We start from the raw sequence: 17,239 nt of genomic DNA on the forward strand, positions 1-17,239 counted from the left end.
TCATGACCGACAGCACCGCCCGCGACACCGGTGGCTCCGGTGCTCTGAACGGAATCAGGGTGCTGGACCTGTCGCGGTTCATCGCCGGACCGCTGTGCTGCCAGCTGCTCGGCGACATGGGCGCCGAGGTCATCAAGATCGAGCGGCCGAGCGGCGAGGACGCCCGCAAGCACGCACCGTTCCACCGTCAGCACAGCGTCTACACGATGGTCTACAACCGCAACAAGTACGGGGCCACGCTGGACACCCGCCGCCCCGAGGCACGGGCACTGCTGGAGGACCTGGTCCGGCGCAGCGACATCGTGGTGGAGAACTACCGTCCCGGCACCATGGAGGCGATGGGCCTGCCCTACCGGCGGCTGCAGGAACTGCGCCCCGGCATCATCCTGGTGTCCATCTCGGGCTTCGGGCAGACCGGGCCGCTCGCCCGCCGGGCCCTCTTCGACGCCATCGCGCAGGCCACGTCCGGGCTGATGAGCCTCACCGGCCCGCCGGACGGCGAGCCCACCCTGACGGGCACGTACATCGCCGACTACATCGCCGGGTTCCACGGGGCGATGGGGGCGATGCTCGCCCTGCTGCACCGGGACCGCACCGGGCAGGGACAGCACGTCGACGTGGCGTCCCTGGACGCGCTGTTCGCCTCCCTGGGCACGCGGCCCAGTGCCTACGCCATGCTGGGCGAGCATCCGCGGCGCAACGGTTCCCGCGACCTGCTCACCGGCCCGGCGAACGTCTTTCCCACCGCCGACGGTTATGTCTACATCCACGCCGGGACCGACCCCCTCTTTCCCAGGCTGTGCCGGGCGATCGGCCGCCAGGACCTGGTGGACGACGACAGGTTCGCCTCGGTTGCGGGCCGTATGGCGCACATCGAGGAGCTCGAGGAAGCCGTCGCCGCCTGGACCAAGAGCCGCCCCTGCGATGAGATCGCGCATGTCCTGCAGGAGGCAGGCATCCCGTTCGGGAAGGTCAGCGACATCCCCGAAGTCGTCGACTCCGAGCAGATCAAGGCGCGGGAGATGATGCTCGACGTGGAGCACCCCGTCCTGGGCACGCTGCGCCTGCCGGGCATCCCGATCAAGATGAGCGCCTCCGCCGGGTCGGTGCGCAAGGCCCCACCCCTGGTGGGCGAGGACAACGATCACGTCTACGGGAACCTGCTGGGACGGTCCGAGGAGGAGATCGCCCGGCTGAAGTCCCTGGGGGTGATCTGAGTGAACACCTCCGCGCACCGCCGCCCCGCCGATCTGCGCGTGGATCCCTCCACGCACCGCTCCACCGATCTGCACGTGGACCCCTCCGCCCTGGCCCTGGCCGGTCGGGGCCGGGTGTACGACCTGTCCTCCGGGTGGTGGCCCGGGATGCCGCTGGCACCCGGTCACCCGCCGTTCCAGGTCCTCACCTTCCGGACACCGGCCGGAGAACGTGCCCAAGGCGCCCGCGGCGAGCTGGAGTTTCTGCGGGACAACACCTCCCGGTTCGGGTTCATCTCCGAGATCCTCTCGTTCTGCGCCCACTCCGGAACCCATATCGACGCCCTGGCGCACATCACGTCCGGGGAGAACGACGAGTGGTACGGCGGCTATTCGGCGCACGAGTACCTCGGCGACTACGGCCCCCTCACCCACGACGCGTCGACGCTGCCGCCCCTGCTGTGCAGGGCGGTCCTCGTGGACGCGCCCGGCGCGCTGGGGCGTGAAACGCTGCGTCCCCACCAGCACATCGACCCGGACCTGATCCTGCTGGCGCTCGAACGGCAGCAGGTGCGGATCGAGGAGGGCGACGTGGTGCTGCTGCGCACCGGCACCATGAAGCACTGGCCGGACACCGAGGCGATGACCGCGGTGCAGGGAGCCGGGCTCGACCTGGACGGTGCCCGGATGCTCGCCCAGTACCGGCCGGCCGCCGTCGGAAGCGACACGGGGGCCGTCGAGGTCTCCCCCTCCGGTGTCCAGGGCGAACCCCAGCCGGTGCACCGGCTCCTGATCCGGGACCTCGGTATCCCCCTCATGGAATGGGTCTATCTCGAAGAACTCGCCGCGGCGGAGGTCCATGAGTTCCTGCTGCTCTGTCTGCCTCTCGCCATCACCGGCGCGACCGGCTCGCCCGTGCGGCCCGTCGCGATCGCCTGATCCACCATCCGTCCGTCACAGGAGACGCACCATCATGAAGACCACTCGCGGACGACGCATAAGCCACACCGCCCTCGCCCTTCCGGTGGCAGCCGTCCTCGCCGCCGGCACCGCCTGGGCCGGTACCACTTCCCACGCCCAGACCGCCTCCGGTAGCGGTCACGGCGGCCAGAACGCCGCGGCCCTGGGCGCCGGTTGGCACTCCGACCAGTGGAGCGACCTGCACAAAGCGGCGACCACCGAATCACCCTCGAAATACCAGGGCCCGACCGCACCGGTCACCACCCCCAAGCACCTCAAGGTCGCCGTCATCACCTGCCTGAGCATCCTCAGCGGCTGCGTGTCGCCCGCCACGGGCGCCGAACAGGCGGCGAAGCAGCTCGGCTGGCAGGTCAGGGTCCTGGACGGCGGCGGTACGCCGGACAAGCAGAACGCCCAGATGCTCAACGCCCTGTCCTGGGGCGCCAACATCATCCTCAACATCGCCATCGACCCGAACGCGGTCCAGGACGGGCTGAGGGCGGCGAAGCATGCCGGCGTCGCGGTGGGCGCGGGATCCAACGGTCTGGACTCGCCCAACCCGCCCATCAAGCCGTCCGGCAGCAACCTCGGTTACGCCTTCGACGTCGGCCCCGACTACGCCGCTCTCGGGACGAAGGCCGCGCAGTGGGTGCAGGCTGACTCCAAGGGCAAGGCCAACGTCGTCGTCTACTCCGACAAGGAGTTCCCGTCCGTGCTGGCCCTGCAGAAGGGGCTGCTGGACGAATTCAAGAAGTGCAAGGACTGCACGGTGCAGCCGCTGCGCTACTTCACCGGGAACCAGGTGGCCCAGGTGCTGCCGCAGTCGGTCGTCAGCTACCTGCGTTCGCACCCTGACGTCGACTACGTCTTCATCCCCTACGACCCGGCGGCGGCAGCGGTCGTGCCGGCGATCGCCCAGGCCGGCCTGGGCAACAAGGTCCGCCTGATCAGCGTGCTCGGCAGCCAGGAGAACCTGAACTTCGTCCGCAAGTCGCACGTCCAGATCGCCGACGCCGCCTACGACAACCGGTACATGGGCTACGCGATGCTCGACCAGACATCCCGGCTGCTCACCAAGAAGCCACTGGCCGAGCCCCATGGCGAGAACCTGCCCTTCGTCGTGCTGGACAAGGACAACGCGCCCGCGTCCGGCTCCGACTGGCACGCCTCCTTCGACTACCCCAAGACATTCGACGGACTGTGGAAGTGATGCCCGATGACTGCCGCTCTGGACGGCGTCACCAAGCGGTTCGGGACCTTCGCGGCGCTCAGCGAGGTGTCCCTGACCGTTGAAGACGGCGAGATCCACGCCCTGCTCGGCGCCAACGGCAGCGGCAAGTCGACCTTGGCCCGCACGATCACGGGGGTGTACGTACCCGACGCGGGGCGGATTCTGGTCGACGGCCGGGACGTCACCAGCGGATGGAGCCCGGCCGCCGCCGCGGCGGCCGGGGTGCGCGTCGTCCACCAGGAGGCCCCGCTGGTGGACCGGCTGACGATCGCCGAGAACGTGGCCCTGTTCGCCGGCTACCCGCGCGCGGTGCCCGGCCGGATCGCCTGGCGCACGCTGCGCGCCGACACCCAGCGGCTGCTCGACGACCTGTCGATCGAGCGGCCCAGCCGGGAACTGGCCGGGCGCCTCACCGGTGCCGAGCGGGCCATGCTCAGCGTGGAGCTGGCCGTGCGCACCGCCGGCGAGAACCTGCGGCTGCTGGTGCTCGACGAGGCCACGGCGGCTCTGCCGGAGGCCGAGGCCGAGCCCTTCCTGCGGCACGTGCGAAGTATCGCCGACCGCGGCCTGCCGGTCCTGGCCGTCACCCACCGGCTCGCCGAGCTCGCCTACGCGGACCGGGTCAGCGTCCTCGACGCCGGCCGGCTGGTGCTGGAGGGGCCCGCCGCCAAGGTGGAACGCTCCGAGATCGTACGGATGATGCGCGGCACCGCCCAGGCGTCCCGCCCGGCCGAGGAGACGCACGCCGGAACGCGGACCGACGCCGCCCGGGGCGCGACGGGGATCGCCGCCCTGTGGGGGCACGCGGCCGACAGGCGCGACCGGGCTCCCCTGCCGCAGCCGAGAACCAGTCCGGTGCTCCGGGTGCGGGACCTGAGCGGACACGATGTCGACGGACTCGACCTGGGCCTCATGCCGGGCGAGATCGTCGGTGTCATCGGGGTGCGCGGCAGCGGCCTGGAGGAGCTGCCACGGCTGCTCACCGGTGCCGAACAGCGCCGCGGGGGCACCATCGAGGTCGCCGGACACGAGCTGCCCGGCACTCTGCCGCCGAGGGTCGCGATCCGCCGGGGTCTGGTGTATCTGCCCGCCGACCGGCTCCATGAAGGCGGCATCCACACCCTCCCGGTCAGCGAGAACCTGGTCCTCCCCGAAGCGCGCAAGTTCTGGCACCGGCGGGCCGCGATGCGCGCGGCGGTCCGGCAGGTCATCTCCTACCTCGACGTGCGGCCCACCGACCCGTCAACCGTCTTCGGCCGGCTGTCCGGTGGCAACCAGCAGAAGGTCATCCTGGGTCGGCTGCTGCGCATGCGTCCGCGCGTCCTGGTCCTCGCCGATCCCACCTACGGCGTCGACCCCGCCGCTCGCGAGGTGATGTTCGACGCCATCCGCGACGCCGGGGTGAGCGGTATCGCCGTCCTGATGACCTCTACCGAACCCGAGCAGATGGCGGGCCTGTGCGACCGGGTCCTGGTGCTGCACCAGGGGCGGCTCGCCGAGGAGATCTCCGGGCCTGCCATGACCGCCGAGAACCTCATGACGAAGGCCCTGTGATGTCCGACAAGACCATCCGGCACGTCGATGCCGCGTCCGCCCACCCCGGGCGCGAACGCCTCGACCCTGCCCGGCTGTTGTCCTGGGTGAGCGGCTACGAGACAGTGGTGCTCCTCGCCCTGCTCGTGGTGGTGTTCACCTTCGCCTCCGACCGGTTCCTGACCGCGAGCAACCTCCAGAACGTGGCCCTCGTGCAGGCCGTCACGGCGACCATGACCCTCGCCGTCCTGATGCCCCTGATCATCGGGGAGTTCGACCTGTCGGTGGGGTATCTCATCGGATTCCTGGCGATGCTCGAAGCCGTCGTGGCCCAGCACACCAGCAATCCGGTGCTCGTGATCGGCGCGGGCCCGGTCGTCGGCCTGCTCGTCGGCCTGGTCAACGGCGTGCTGACGGTCTATTTCAAGATCAGTTCCTTCATCGCCACCCTCGGCGTCGGCATCCTGCTCAGCGGCGGGGCCCAGGGCATCAGCAACGGCAAGGTCATCTTCGAGAACATCCCCTCCGCCCTGACGTCCCTGGCCTCCGACGACTTCCTGGGCCTGTCGCTGGCGGTGTGGCTGACCCTGCTGCTCGCCCTGATCCTCTTCTACATCCTGGAGCACACCCCGTACGGCCGTTACTGGTACGCCATCGGCGGCTCCGAGCGCGTGGCCTACCTGGCCGGGGTGCGGACCAACCGGATGCGGATGACCTCCTTCGCCGCTGCGGGGCTGATCGTGGGCATCGCGGCCAACTTCGCTCTCGCCCAGGCCGGATCGGCCAACCCCGGTTACGGGCCCGACCTGCTGCTGCCCGCCTATGCCGCGGCGTTCCTCGGGGTGGCCACCTACCGGCCCGGCTACTACAACGTCCTGGGAGCGCTGGTCGCGATCATCCTGCTGGCCATCGGGTTCAACGGACTGAGTCTGCTGGGAGTGCCGTTCTGGGTGCAGCCCATCTTCAACGGAAGCGTGCTGATCATCGCCGTCCTGGTCGCCCGGCAGGAGACCCGCCAGGTGCGGACCGGATGACACACGCCCGACCGCCCGGGCCACCGGACCCTCCTCCGACGGCCCGGGCACCGAATCACTCGACGCGCTGCGCACTTCGCCAAGGAGGACGGGATGCGGACACCGACGGCGGGGCACGGCCCGAAGACCGCCCGGGCACTGGCCGAGACACTCGCCGGGGCCCGACTGGTCGACCTCAGCCGGACCCTGGAAGAGGGCATGCCCACCTATCCCACCCACGCCAAGTACTTCCAGAACCGATGGCTGTCGGTGGGCGACGTCGCCCGCATGAACCAGCTCGTGCTCGGCGAGCACACCGGCACCCACGTCGACAGTCCCTGCCACTTCCCGATCGAGGGCCCGCACGCCCGCGTCAGCGTCGAGGAGCTTGCGCTCACCGCGCTCACCGGACGCTGTGCGACCGTCACCCTGGACCCGCCGCCCGGCCCCGACGAGATGGTCGGCCCGCAGCCCCTGCGTGACTGGGAGGAACGCCACGGGCCGTTCGAGGCCGGGGACATCGTGCTGCTGGACTTCCAGTGGGCCCGCACCCGCTGGGCCCTGCACGAGGCAGGCTTCGCCCACCTGCAGAACTGGCCCGGCATCGCGCGCGAGACGGCCGAGCTGCTGCGCGATCGGTCCGTGCGGGCGGTGGGAACCGACTGCGTCAGCCTCGACAGCGGCGACGGCGGAGGCGGCGCACTGCCTGCGCACTACGTGCTGTTGTCCGCCGGCGTGCTCATCATCGAGAACCTGGCCAACCTCGACCAGCTGCCGGCGCTCAGCTTCTTCCTCGCGTTCCCGCTGCGCATCGCGCACGGCACCGGCTCCCCGGTGCGCGCGGTGGGCGTCGTGGACGGGGACATGCCATGACCACGCATCACACGGCGGTTCTCGGCCGCAACCTCACCGACCCCTCCCGGGCCGCGCACGAGAAGAACCTCGAAGCGGGTCTGAAACCGCCGGTGTTCGACGAGATCGTCATTCCCGAGGAGTTCGGCCCGGTCGACCTGCTGGTCGACGACCTCAAGATCAAGCGTTTCGCGTTCACTCAGGACGATCACGGCGACTGGTATCTGCGCGCCGGCCCCGACGGCCCGCGCATAGGGCACGCCGGACTGCTCGCCAACGACTTGCTGCAGCTGTTCACCCTGAGGTTCGCGGCCAGCCAGGTGGTGGGCCTGCACGCCGAGGAGGAGCTCTGGTTCGACCGGCCCGTCCTGGTCGGGCAGCGGGTCCGGCTCGCCGGACGCTATGTGGACAAGTACGAGCGGCGGGGCCAGGGCTACGTCGTCATGGAGGCCGACGCCCGCGACGAGGAGGGCCGCACGCTGGTCCGCCACCGCGGTGTCGAGATCATGCGGACCACGCCGGGCGAGGTGGCCGGACGCGGCTCGGCCGGCCACGCCACCGGCCGCCGGGTCAGCGACGAGTACGACACCACCCTGCCGCTCGCGGAGCGTCTCGGCGGCAATGCGATGTCCGGCATGGGACTGGAGCCGCTGCGCAAGGAGATCACGTTCGAGCAGATGGCCGTCTTCTCCCGGATCGGCGAGTTCGTCACCAACATCCACGACAACCTCGCCACCGCACGTGCCGGCGGTCTCCCGCTGCCGATCGTCCAGGGGCAGCAACTCGTCTGCTACGTGGCCGAGTTGCTCACCGGCGCCTTCGGTGCCGAGTGGTTCGGGACCGGCTGGCTGCGGGTGAAGTTCCTGCGGCCTGTGAGCGCCTTCGACCGCATCGAGGCCGCGGGGGCGGTGCGCGAGGTGGAGCGTGACGGCTCCCGCACGCGGATCGGACTGGACGTGTGGGTGCGCCGCGGCGACGGAAGCCTGGCCGCGGTCGGCTGGGCGCACGGCGAGGTGCCGACCCGCCGGCCGACGCACGGGATTCTGCCGTTCGCGGGCATGATGTGACCAAAGCGTGCAACACGACTCGAAGGAGGCACCGCGTGGCACGACTGCCCATGTACGAGGTGATCTACCGTGACCTCGACAGGCAGCTGTCCTGCGGCACCCTCAGGCCCGGTGACCGGCTGCCGTCCGAGGGGGAGATGGCGGAACACTACGGCGTCAGCAGAATGACGGTGCGGCAGGCGGTGGGCCGCCTCACCGACGAACGCCGGCTGGTCCGCCGCCGCGGCGCGGGCACCTTCGTGGCCGACCATCAGGCCACCTTCCGCAAGGTTCACAGCCTCGGTCCGTACAGCGAGGACATCGGCCGGGGCGACGCCGTCATCGAGACCCTGGTCCACCTCCGCGAGGTCGCCGACGCACCCGAGGACGTCAGTGACAGACTCGGCCTCAAACCCCGGCAGAAGGTCATCCGGCTGCTGCGGCTGCGCGTCGTCGACGGACAGCCGGCGGCCATCCAGGACTCCTGGGTCCCTTATGGGCTGGCGCCCTCCCTCGCCGACGACGAGCTGCTCGGCGGCTCCCTGTACCGGACCCTGGCCGACCGCTTCGGCATAAGACTCACCTGGGCCGAGCAGGAGGTGTCGGCAACCGCGGCCAGCGCCGAGCAGGCGGCAATGCTCCAGGTAGCACCGGGCACCCCGCTCATCGCCATCACCAGGCTCGCCCACGGTGAGGGGACCGGGCCGGTGGAGTTCGCGCACAGCTGGAGCCGACCCGAATTCCCGCTGCTCATCAGGCTGGAGAGGTGACGCACCATGGTGACCGACGACGCCGTGTGTGCCGTGGACGTGGGCACATCGGCGGTAAGGGCCGCCCTGGTGGCATCCGATGGGCGGCGGCTGCTTCAGGCCCGCAGGGAGCGAGGCCCCGACGAGGGCAGCGAGACCTTCGACGCCGAGCGGCTGTGGGACGACCTGTGCAGCGTCCTGCGTCAGGTCACGGACCACGCCGCACGCCCGCGACTGCGGTGTCTCGCCATCGCCGGACACGTCGGTCAGGTTCTGGTGGACGAGCGGGGCCGTCCACTGGGCCGGGCCGGCGGGTGGGCCGACTCCCGCGGCGTGCCTGAGGTCACCGCCGAGTGGTCCGACCCGGCGGCCCTCCGCCTGACCGGCCGGCCCGCGGTGACGGGCGGGGCGGTCCCCCTCCTGCGCTGGCTGAAGGACACCGACCCGCCCCTGCACCAGCGCGTCCGATGGGCGCTCGCACCCAAGGACTTCCTGGTGCTGCGTCTGACCGGCGTGGCCGCCACCGACATGACCAGCGCGGCGTACACGCTCGGCAGCGACGTCACCCGCCGGGCCTGGGACGCCGGCCTGCTCGCCCTCGCGGGAAAGGGGCCGGAGCACTTCCCTGAGCAGCACCCCGCGACGGACGTCGTCGGTGCCGTCACCGCGACCGCCGCCCGCATGACGGGCCTGCCTCAGGGCCTGCCGGTGGCTGCCGGAGGCCCCGACGGCACGGTCGGCGCCGCCGCCGTGTCAGGCTCGGCCCCCCACGCCGTCGTGGACGTCGCCGGTACGACCGACGTACTGACACGGGTGATCGGGTCCCCGCACGAACGCCCCTCGGCAGCCGTACTCAACCCCTATCTCACTCCCGGGCTGTGGACCTGCGGCGGCGCGACCGGAATGACCGGCGGAGCGCTGGCCCACTGGGCCCGCCTGCTGGGACTCGGCGACCCGGCCACCGCTCTGACGCAGCTGGGTCCCGCGCTCCGCGCCATCCCCGCGGGCAGCGACGGACTGTTCATGTCGCCGCTGCTCACGGGCAGCCGTTTCCCCGGCTGGAACCAGAGGGAACGGGGCGGGCTGTGGGGTCTCGCCGAACACCATGGCCCCGCCCACGTCCTGCGCGCCGCGCAGGAAGCCGCCGCGTACGTCGTACGCCAGGCCGTGGACACCCTCTTGAGCGACGACGCCCCCGACACGCCGGTCGTACTGGCCGGGGGGCCGTCACGCTCACCCGATCTGGCGCAGCTGCGGGCGGACGTCCTCGGCCGACCCGTGCACGCCAGCTCCGAACCCGACGCGAGCCTGCACGGTGCCGCGCTGCTGGCGCTGGTCGCGGCGGGACTGGAGCCCGGCCTTGCTGCGGCGCAGGCACACACGAAACCCGGCCTGCGCCGGCTCACCCCACACGCCCCGACCGCGGCACGCTATGACGAGCTCTACCGGCAGTGGCTACGGGCCAAGGACGGACGGATAGAGAACTGCGACTGGTCCTGACCTCCCCAGCAGCCCGGCCGATCCGCTGTCGTACTCAACGCGGGCGACCACAGCTCTACGGTTTGCCGCGGCTGATCACTTTGGCCACTTCGCTCATGTCGTTGTTCAGCTGGTGATCGCGTCCGGGCAGTCGGTGCACCTGTGCCTGCGGAATTGCGCGAGCATAGAGATCGGCGTGCAGCGGTAGGGCAAGCTCGTCCCGAAGTCCGTGGAACACATGCACCCGCGTCCCCCGCGGCAGTCTCGCGCCGAGATCGCCGGGCAGTTCGAACTCGGTGCCCGGCCATCCGCCGCTGCCGACGAACGGGGCAGCAATCAGTACGATCGCTGCAAGCCTGCGCTCCGGCGGCTGCTCGGCGAGTGCATGCATGAGGATCGTTCCGCCCACAGAATGACCCGTCACGACCGCGCCGTCCTCGAGGTCCGCCACAGCGCGCCGGATCGCTGGGCCCCACCGGGCATAACTCGGGTCGTCCTCGTCCGGCATACGCGGGTAGCGGACCTCATACTCGTCCCCGAGCTCTCGCCTCAGGCTGTCGACCAGCTTGTCGTCCCATGCGTCGTGCGCGCCCGCGCCGCCCCCCTGGATGAACAAGACCTGCTGAGTCCCTGTCATGGCAATTCGTCCCTCGCCCCGTCCGACAACCTGGTGCTACCCGCTGCGGACGGATGTCAGCGCGGAAAGGGACCCGCCCGGCACCCGAACGGTGAGCCACGTGCCCCCATATGGATCTCCACGAACAGCACCGGCACCCCACGTTCGCCGGCAGCACCGCGTCCGCATCCGCCGGCCCAGGACGGACAGTCTGTGGTGGTCTCCCTTTACGCCGACGGCAAGTACGCCGGCGCGGTGACCTGGAACGCGGACCCGCTGGTGCCCATGAGCGGCGGGCGGACGCCGTTGAGTTACTCGCGGACCTGAGCGGGCATTGCGGGATGCCCGTCACCGCTGTCCGAACCCAGGCCCGCGAGGAGGCGCAGCCCGTCCTCGGCGGGGCTGCCGGCGGCTGCCGACAGCACCAGCAGCTCCATGCCCGATTCGTCAGGTAGCGCAAAGTTCTCCTGGTGCAGTTCCAGGAGTCCCACCAGCGGGTGCCGGTAGGCCTTGCGTCCCTGTGTACGGGCACGGACGTCCGCGCGGGCCCAGAGGCGGCGGAAGCGCTCGCTGCCCATCGCCAGCTCGCCGATGAGCGAGGCCAGCCGGGGGTCCTCGGGGTATTTTCCGGCGGCCAGGCGCAGGTGCCCGACCACGTCGAGGGTGCATGTCTCCCAGTCCGCGTAGAGGCCGCGCTCGGTCTCCTCGAGGAAGATGTGCCGGGCGATGTTCAGGCCCGGCATCGGCCGGCCGAAGAGGAGCCCGGCGAGGCGGTTCCCCGCGAGCGCGTCCAGGCGGTGGTTCATGATCAGCGCGGGTGCGTCGGTGACCAGGTCGAGGATGCGCAACAGCTCCGGCCGGACCCGCCCGCCGGGCACCTTCGCGCGGAGGCGGCGCTGCCGGGCGAGCCGGTAGAGGTGTCCGCGTTCGGTCTCGTCGAGACCGAGGACGCGGGCCAGTGCGTCGAGGACCTGCTCGGAGGGCTGGGTCGCGCGGCCCTGCTCCAGGCGTACGTAGTAGTCGACACTGACGCCGGACAGGTGTGCGACCTCTTCGCGGCGCAGCCCTTCGACCCGGCGACGGCTGTCGGTGGGGATGCCCACAGTCGTCGGGTCGACCCGGGAACGGCGGGTCCGCAGGAAACCAGCGAGATCGTCCATGCCGCCAGTATGGCCTCCGCGCTGCCCGTGAAGGTGGTCCTGCCGTTACCAGGAAGTCCGGTCCGATGGAAGCGGCGCCCCTGAACGCGGGCGCCGCGGCGCTCCAGGATCGAAGGCACCCGATCCGAAGGAGTTCCCCATGAAGACGCTGATCGTCCACGCCCACCCGGAGCCGAAGTCGCTCAACAGCTCGCTGAAGAACCTCGCGGTGTCCACCCTGGAGAACGCCGGGCACGAGGTACGGGTGAGCGACTTGTACGCGATGAACTGGAAGGCGGTCGTGGACGCCGCGGACTACGGCCCCAGCGCATCGGATCCGCTGAAGATCGCACTGGACTCGGGCCGGGCCTTCGATGCCGGGACGCTCACCCCGGACGTCCTCGCCGAGCAGGAGAAGCTGTTGTGGGCCGACACGATCATCTTCCAGTTCCCGCTGTGGTGGTACACGATGCCCGCGATCCTCAAGGGCTGGGTGGACCGGGTGTTCACCTACCACTTCGCGTACGGCGTCGGCGAGCACAGCGACACCAAGTACGGCGAGCGCTTCGGTGAAGGCACCCTCGCGGGCAGGAAGGCCCTGCTGTCGGTGACGGCCGGCGGACCGGAGACGCATTACGCCGCTCGCGGGATCAACGGTCCCATCGACGATCTGCTGTTCCCGATCCACCACGGCATCCTCTACTACCCGGGCATCGAGGTGCTGCCGCCCTTCGTGCTGTACGGTGCCGACCGGATGTCCCGCGAGGACTACCCGGACGTCGCCAAGGCCTGGACGCAGCGCCTGCTCACCCTGGAGTCGACCGAGCCGATCGCGTTCCGGCGGCAGAACTTCGGTGACTACGAGATCCCCTCGTTGCAGCTGAAGGAGGGACTGGAGCCCGCGGGCCGCACGGGTTTCGCACTGCACGTGCGCGGCTGACCGCCTGCCCGTAACTGGGCGACGGGCGGGCCGGCTTCCCCTACCCGGTGAAGCCGGTCCGCCCGTCGCGCGAGGGGCTACCGGACCGGGGCGGTCGTCGTCCCGGGAGTGATCGGCTCGATGCCGGTCAGGGTGGGGACGACCTTCTGGATGAGGCCGTCCGGGGTGTAGCGCAGCCGGTCGATGGTGACCTCCCGGTGGGTGCCGTCGCCGCCCGGGATCGCGAAGCGGTGGTAGGCGATGTACCAGTCGTCCGTGCCGGGGATCTGGATCACCGAGTGGTGACCGGTGCCCAGGATGCCGCGCGTGGGGTCCTTGGAGAGGATCACGCCGTGGTTGCGCAGACCGTCCATGAGCGGGCTGGTGCCGGTGGCGTATCCGACGCGGTAGTCCTCGCTGCGGGTGTCGTCGATGGACCAGCTGAGGTAGTAGACGCCGTCGCGCTTGTGCATGAACAGGCCCTCGCGGAAGCCGTCCAGGCCCGTCAGGCGCTTGATCTTCGCCGGGTCGTAGGAGGTCATGTCGGGGTTGAGGGGTACGAGGTAGGCGTTGCCGTTGCCCCAGTAGAGGTAGGACTGCCCGTCGTCGTCGGTGAAGACGGCGGGGTCGATGGCCTGGCCGCCGTCGGGGTTCGCGGCGACGAGAGGCTTGCCGGAGTCGGTGAAGGGGCCTGTCGGCTTGTCCGAGACGGCCACGCCGATCTTGGCGTCGGCGCAGAAGTAGAGGTAGTACTTGCCGTTCTTCATGGTCGCGGCGGGGGCCCAGGCCCTGCTGTCCGCCCACGCGACGTCGGGCCCCAGGTCGAGGATCACCGGGTGCACTCTCCAGTGGACGAGGTCCTTGCTGGACCAGGTCCTGAACGTGGAGCCGCTCCAGCCCGGGTAGCCGTCGCTGGTCGCGTAGATGTAGTAGGTGTCACCGAACCGCACGATGTTCGGGTCGGCGTTGTAGCCGGGCAGGGACGGGCTGCCCATCACCTCGGCGCGTACGGTCCAGGTGCGCACGGTGTGGTCGGCCGCGCGGACCCGGTAGGCCACGGGGGACGTGAAGTCGTGGACGCTGCCGTTGGCCGGCTCCACCCGGCTGGTGGCCGCCACGCCGAACCGCGGCGCGAGGCGGCGTATGTCGGTCCCGGGCCTGACCGGCAGCAGCACCGTGGAGGCGGCCGAGTCGATCACGGCGGGGACCTTGAGAGCGGCCAGGTCGACCGAGGTGATCTCGGTGCGGTTGCCGGGCAGTTCGCGCACCTCGTCGGCGTTCAGGGCCCGGTTCCAGAGGGAGAAGCCGCGCATCGCCCCCTTGAAGTACCCGTCGCTCGCGTACAGCGAGCGGCCGAGGTAGTCGGCGGTGGTCCGGCCGCCGCCGATGTCGCCGGGGCGGAGGGTGACGGCGTCGTTGCGCGCCACCTCGGTGCCGTCGAGGTAGAGGCGTGCCGTTGTGCCGCTGAGGGTGTAGGTGAGGGTGTGCCAGCTGCCGCGCGGCAGGTTTCGGGTGCCCGCGGTCTGTTCCGTGCTCCAGTTGCCGGTCGTCAGGGAGGTCCGGTAGCCGTCGCCGGTCGTGAAGAGATAGCCGTTCCCGCTTCCGTCGGCGGAGTTGCCCAGCCCCCACAGCCAGTAGGGCGTGGCCTGGTCGGGGTCGATCTTCACCTCGGTGGAGACCGTGACGGCGTCCAGGCCGTTCATCAGGTTGTCCGGCAGGGCGACATAGCCGTTGGTACCGCCGAAGTCGGCGGCGTCCGCGGTGCGGGTGACGTCACCGTGCACGACGGCGTCGTAGCCATGGCCGGTGTCGTCCGGCACGCGCGTGCCGCTGCCGCCGAGGCGGTACGACGCGACGAGTCCGTGCTCGTCCGCGGTGAGGGGCTGCGGGACGCCGCGCAGCCGGTCCATCTCGGCCTGGGTGACGGGCAGGACCGTGCCGTGGCGAGGGCTGGCGGGCAGCTGGTACCCGGTGGACATCGTCCACTTCCCGGAGGCCAGGTCGGTGGTCTCGAAGGGGACGTAGCCGCGGCCGCCGAACTCGTCGATGAACAGGTACCACTTGTTCTCGGTGTTCGACTTGAAGACCGTGGGTCCCTCGCCCTGGTTGATGCCGGGGTGGGTGGCGTCACCCTTGCCGATGCACTCGGAGACGAAGTCCCAGTCAGTGTTCAGCAGCCGGGTGGATTTCTCCTCGATGACGAACTTGCTGCAAGGGGTGGAGGAGGTGTTGTTCCGCTCGTCCTTGGTTAACCGGTAGTAGGTGTCGCCGTCCTTGATGACGGTGGAGTCGATCACCGAGTAGCCGGGGTCCTTCCACACGCGGGGCGCGGAGAAGGTACGGAAGTCGCGTGTGGTGGCGTACATCATGCGGTTGTAGCTGCTGCCGGTGTGGGCGGTGTCGGCCGGGTCGTACAGCTTGGACGCCCAGAAGACGACGTAGGAACCGAGGCTGTCGTCCCAGTACGCCTCGGGCGCCCAGGTGTTGCCGGCGGTGTCGTCCGAGACCTTGACGTGGCGCTGGTCGGACCAGTGGATCAGGTCGGTGGACTCCCACACCTCCAGGTACTTGCTTCCGGTGCGCTGGGCCGCGTCCCAGTTGCCGTTGCCGTAGATCCTCAGGTCGGTGGCGATGAGGTAGAACTTGTCGCCCTCGGGGGAACGGATGACGAACGGGTCGCGCACCCCTTTGTCGCCGAGGGTGGAGGTGAGCACGGGCTCGCCGCCGTTGAGTTCGTCCCAGTGCAGGGGGTCGTTTCCGCGGCTGACCGCGGAGTGGATCTGTTCACCGTCGGAGCGGCCCTCGCCGGTGAAGTACTCGAAGAGATAGCCCTGGTACGGCTCCTTCTTCGGCAGGGGGCGCACGGTCAGGTCGAAGCGCCGCTGGGCTTGGGCCTCGCCGAGGCGCACGATCGCGGTCAGCCGCACGGGGCGGGCGGGCTCCCCGTAGGCGGGGCGGTGGACCTCGCCCGTGGGGGTGACGGTCCTCGGGTCGGTCGACTTCCAGGCGATGCGGGCGCCATAGCGCCCGGTGGTGGGCAGGGTGAGGTTGCCGCGGACGTCGTCGGCGTCCGAGACGGTGAGGGCGGCGGCGGCCTGCGTGACCTTCGCGCGGTCACCGGCGTTCTCGTCGTTCTGCGCGGCCGCCGGCGTGCCGTCGGGGGGCCCGGCCTTTGCCGGTGCGGCCATGAGCAGAACGGCGAGCAGGCACATCAGCACCCCCGGTACCGCTCGCGCGGTCCAGGTGAGGCGGGGGTATGGACGGGGCATGGGCGTTTCCTTCCGGTGAGGGTCGTGGCACGCGTCCCGCCGCGGTGGCGGCGGCGGCGGGTGCGGCGGGTGCTCCATGCGGTGGCGGGTGAGGCCGGCGGCTCAGCGCGTGACGGGTTTGCCGCGGCCCCAGGCCCAGGCGAGGCGGTCGGCTCCGGACCGGTTGGTCGTGGCGAGCCAGGGCCGCTCGGGGTCCCCGACGAGCTTTTGCAGCGTGTACGTGTCGTCGGTGCGCAGGCCGGGCCAGTAGACGGCGCCCATGCCGAGCTCGCGGAAGGTGTCGGTGACGGCCTGCAGGTAGTTGACGAAGTTGTCGGAAGGGTCGGCCTTGTCGTAGTTCAGGCCGGTCGTCATGGGGGCGCCGAACTCGTCGGCGACGGTCCGTCCGGCGCAGTCGCCGATGCGTTCCTTGAGGTCGGCGACCCACTGGTCGTAGGTGGCGTAACTCTTCCAGAACCCGTAGTGGTGCAGGGACAGGTGGGTTCCGCGCAGACGCGGGTCGGCGCACACGGTGGTGACGTGGTCGTTGTAGCCCGCTCCGCTGACGAAGACCCGCTCGCGGGGGACGGCGGGGTAGGTCGCCAGCCAGTTCGCGGCGATGTCGGCCCATTGCGTGTCGGTGTAGCCGTGGGGCTCGTTCATCGGCTCGAAGTAGACGCGCGCGTTGTCGCCGTAGGCGTGGACGACGGTGTCCCACATGGTGCGGTAGGCCCGGGTGTCGTCGATCAGCCCGTCCTTGCGGGCGCCGGTCCCCTCCCAGTAGGAGACGATGACCTTGAAGCCCTGCCGGGTGGCGGCGTCGATGACGCCTCGGTACGCGTTCCAGTACGGGCCGTTGACGGTGTACGGGTTGATCGGCAGCCGTACGGTGTTGGCACCCAGGTTGGCGCGGAACGCCGTGATCACACGGGTGGCCTTGGCGTAGGTGCGGGTGTAGTCGTCCGACGTCGACAGGCCGGAGAGGACGACGGGGTCGTCGGCGAAGTTGTCCCGGGGGTCGGCCCAGTTGACGCCCCGGAACTCGGCGGTGTTCTGCTGCGGGGCCGCGGCGGCGGGGGCACCGGTCGCGGTCGCGCCGACGGTGGCGGCCAGGGCGGCGGCCGTCACCAGGGGCGCCCATCGCCCGGCGGCACGGCCACGGATCTTGGGCAGGCGCATGTCAGTCCCTTTCAGTCGGTCGGTGTCGAGGACCCCGCACATCGCGGGGGCGGCCCGGCCGCCGCGCGGCGGGGCCTGT

At 70.5% G+C, this 17,239-nt stretch carries 14 protein-coding genes; 10 read left to right on the top strand and 4 right to left on the bottom strand.

Going from position 1 to position 17,239, the window contains the following annotated elements; translation table 11 throughout:
• The first annotated feature begins 2 nt into the window (after positions 1–2).
• The 9 genes from AC0B9F_RS11100 (at position 3) to AC0B9F_RS11140 (ending at position 10,080) form a co-directional block, all read left to right on the top strand.
• On the top strand, positions 3–1,217 hold the full coding sequence (locus AC0B9F_RS11100) for a CaiB/BaiF CoA transferase family protein (protein WP_472001108.1): 1,215 nt from the start codon (positions 3–5) through the stop codon (positions 1,215–1,217).
• Complete coding sequence (locus AC0B9F_RS11105; protein WP_472001111.1) at positions 1,218–2,135, top strand: cyclase family protein; 918 nt, start codon at positions 1,218–1,220, stop codon at positions 2,133–2,135. It abuts the gene before it with no gap.
• Between the two features lie 34 nt (positions 2,136–2,169).
• A complete protein-coding gene (locus AC0B9F_RS11110; RefSeq protein ID WP_472001113.1) occupies positions 2,170–3,366 on the top strand; it encodes a sugar ABC transporter substrate-binding protein in 1,197 nt (398 codons plus the stop codon).
• A 6-nt stretch (positions 3,367–3,372) separates the two neighbouring features.
• Positions 3,373–4,941, top strand: a complete 1,569-nt coding sequence (locus tag AC0B9F_RS11115) for an ATP-binding cassette domain-containing protein (protein WP_472001116.1) — start codon at positions 3,373–3,375, stop codon at positions 4,939–4,941.
• Entirely contained in the window at positions 4,941–5,954 is a 1,014-nt protein-coding gene (locus tag AC0B9F_RS11120; protein ID WP_472001119.1) for an ABC transporter permease, read from the top strand. Before AC0B9F_RS11115 ends, AC0B9F_RS11120 begins: the two co-directional genes overlap by 1 nt.
• Before the next feature lie 93 nt (positions 5,955–6,047).
• Positions 6,048–6,806 (top strand): cyclase family protein, encoded by a 759-nt coding sequence (locus AC0B9F_RS11125; RefSeq protein WP_472001120.1) that lies wholly within the window; start codon positions 6,048–6,050, stop codon positions 6,804–6,806.
• The gene (locus tag AC0B9F_RS11130; protein WP_472001122.1) at positions 6,803–7,852 is read left to right on the top strand and encodes a hypothetical protein; all 1,050 of its coding nucleotides are present in this window, start codon (positions 6,803–6,805) and stop codon (positions 7,850–7,852) included. Before AC0B9F_RS11125 ends, AC0B9F_RS11130 begins: the two co-directional genes overlap by 4 nt.
• 35 nt (positions 7,853–7,887) lie before the next feature.
• Positions 7,888–8,601, top strand: coding sequence for a GntR family transcriptional regulator (locus AC0B9F_RS11135; RefSeq protein WP_472001124.1), 714 nt, complete (start codon positions 7,888–7,890; stop codon positions 8,599–8,601).
• A gap of 6 nt (positions 8,602–8,607) precedes the next feature.
• Positions 8,608–10,080, top strand: a complete 1,473-nt coding sequence (locus tag AC0B9F_RS11140) for a xylulokinase (RefSeq protein ID WP_472001126.1) — start codon at positions 8,608–8,610, stop codon at positions 10,078–10,080.
• Positions 10,081–10,135: 55 nt separating this feature from the next.
• Here AC0B9F_RS11140 and AC0B9F_RS11145 read toward each other — a convergent pair whose 3' ends face one another.
• Positions 10,136–10,696 (bottom strand): alpha/beta fold hydrolase, encoded by a 561-nt coding sequence (locus AC0B9F_RS11145; RefSeq protein WP_472001127.1) that lies wholly within the window; start codon positions 10,694–10,696, stop codon positions 10,136–10,138.
• 290 nt (positions 10,697–10,986) lie between these two features.
• Positions 10,987–11,835, bottom strand: a complete 849-nt coding sequence (locus AC0B9F_RS11150) for a helix-turn-helix transcriptional regulator (RefSeq protein ID WP_472001130.1) — start codon at positions 11,833–11,835, stop codon at positions 10,987–10,989.
• Positions 11,836–11,974: 139 nt separating this feature from the next.
• Here AC0B9F_RS11150 and AC0B9F_RS11155 point away from each other — a divergent pair, with 139 nt between their 5' ends.
• Complete coding sequence (locus tag AC0B9F_RS11155) at positions 11,975–12,754, top strand: NAD(P)H-dependent oxidoreductase (protein ID WP_472001132.1); 780 nt, start codon at positions 11,975–11,977, stop codon at positions 12,752–12,754.
• A 77-nt stretch (positions 12,755–12,831) separates the two neighbouring features.
• Here the strand turns inward: AC0B9F_RS11155 and AC0B9F_RS11160 are convergent, their stop codons facing one another.
• Both AC0B9F_RS11160 and AC0B9F_RS11165 read right to left on the bottom strand, forming a co-directional pair.
• The gene (locus AC0B9F_RS11160; RefSeq protein WP_472001134.1) at positions 12,832–16,002 is read right to left on the bottom strand and encodes a family 43 glycosylhydrolase; all 3,171 of its coding nucleotides are present in this window, start codon (positions 16,000–16,002) and stop codon (positions 12,832–12,834) included.
• Positions 16,003–16,104: 102 nt separating this feature from the next.
• Positions 16,105–17,160, bottom strand: coding sequence for a glycoside hydrolase family 5 protein (locus tag AC0B9F_RS11165; RefSeq protein ID WP_472001137.1), 1,056 nt, complete (start codon positions 17,158–17,160; stop codon positions 16,105–16,107).
• Between the last annotated feature and the right edge of the window lie 79 nt (positions 17,161–17,239).

The sequence above is a fragment of the Streptomyces sp. NPDC097129 genome, from assembly GCF_055668065.1.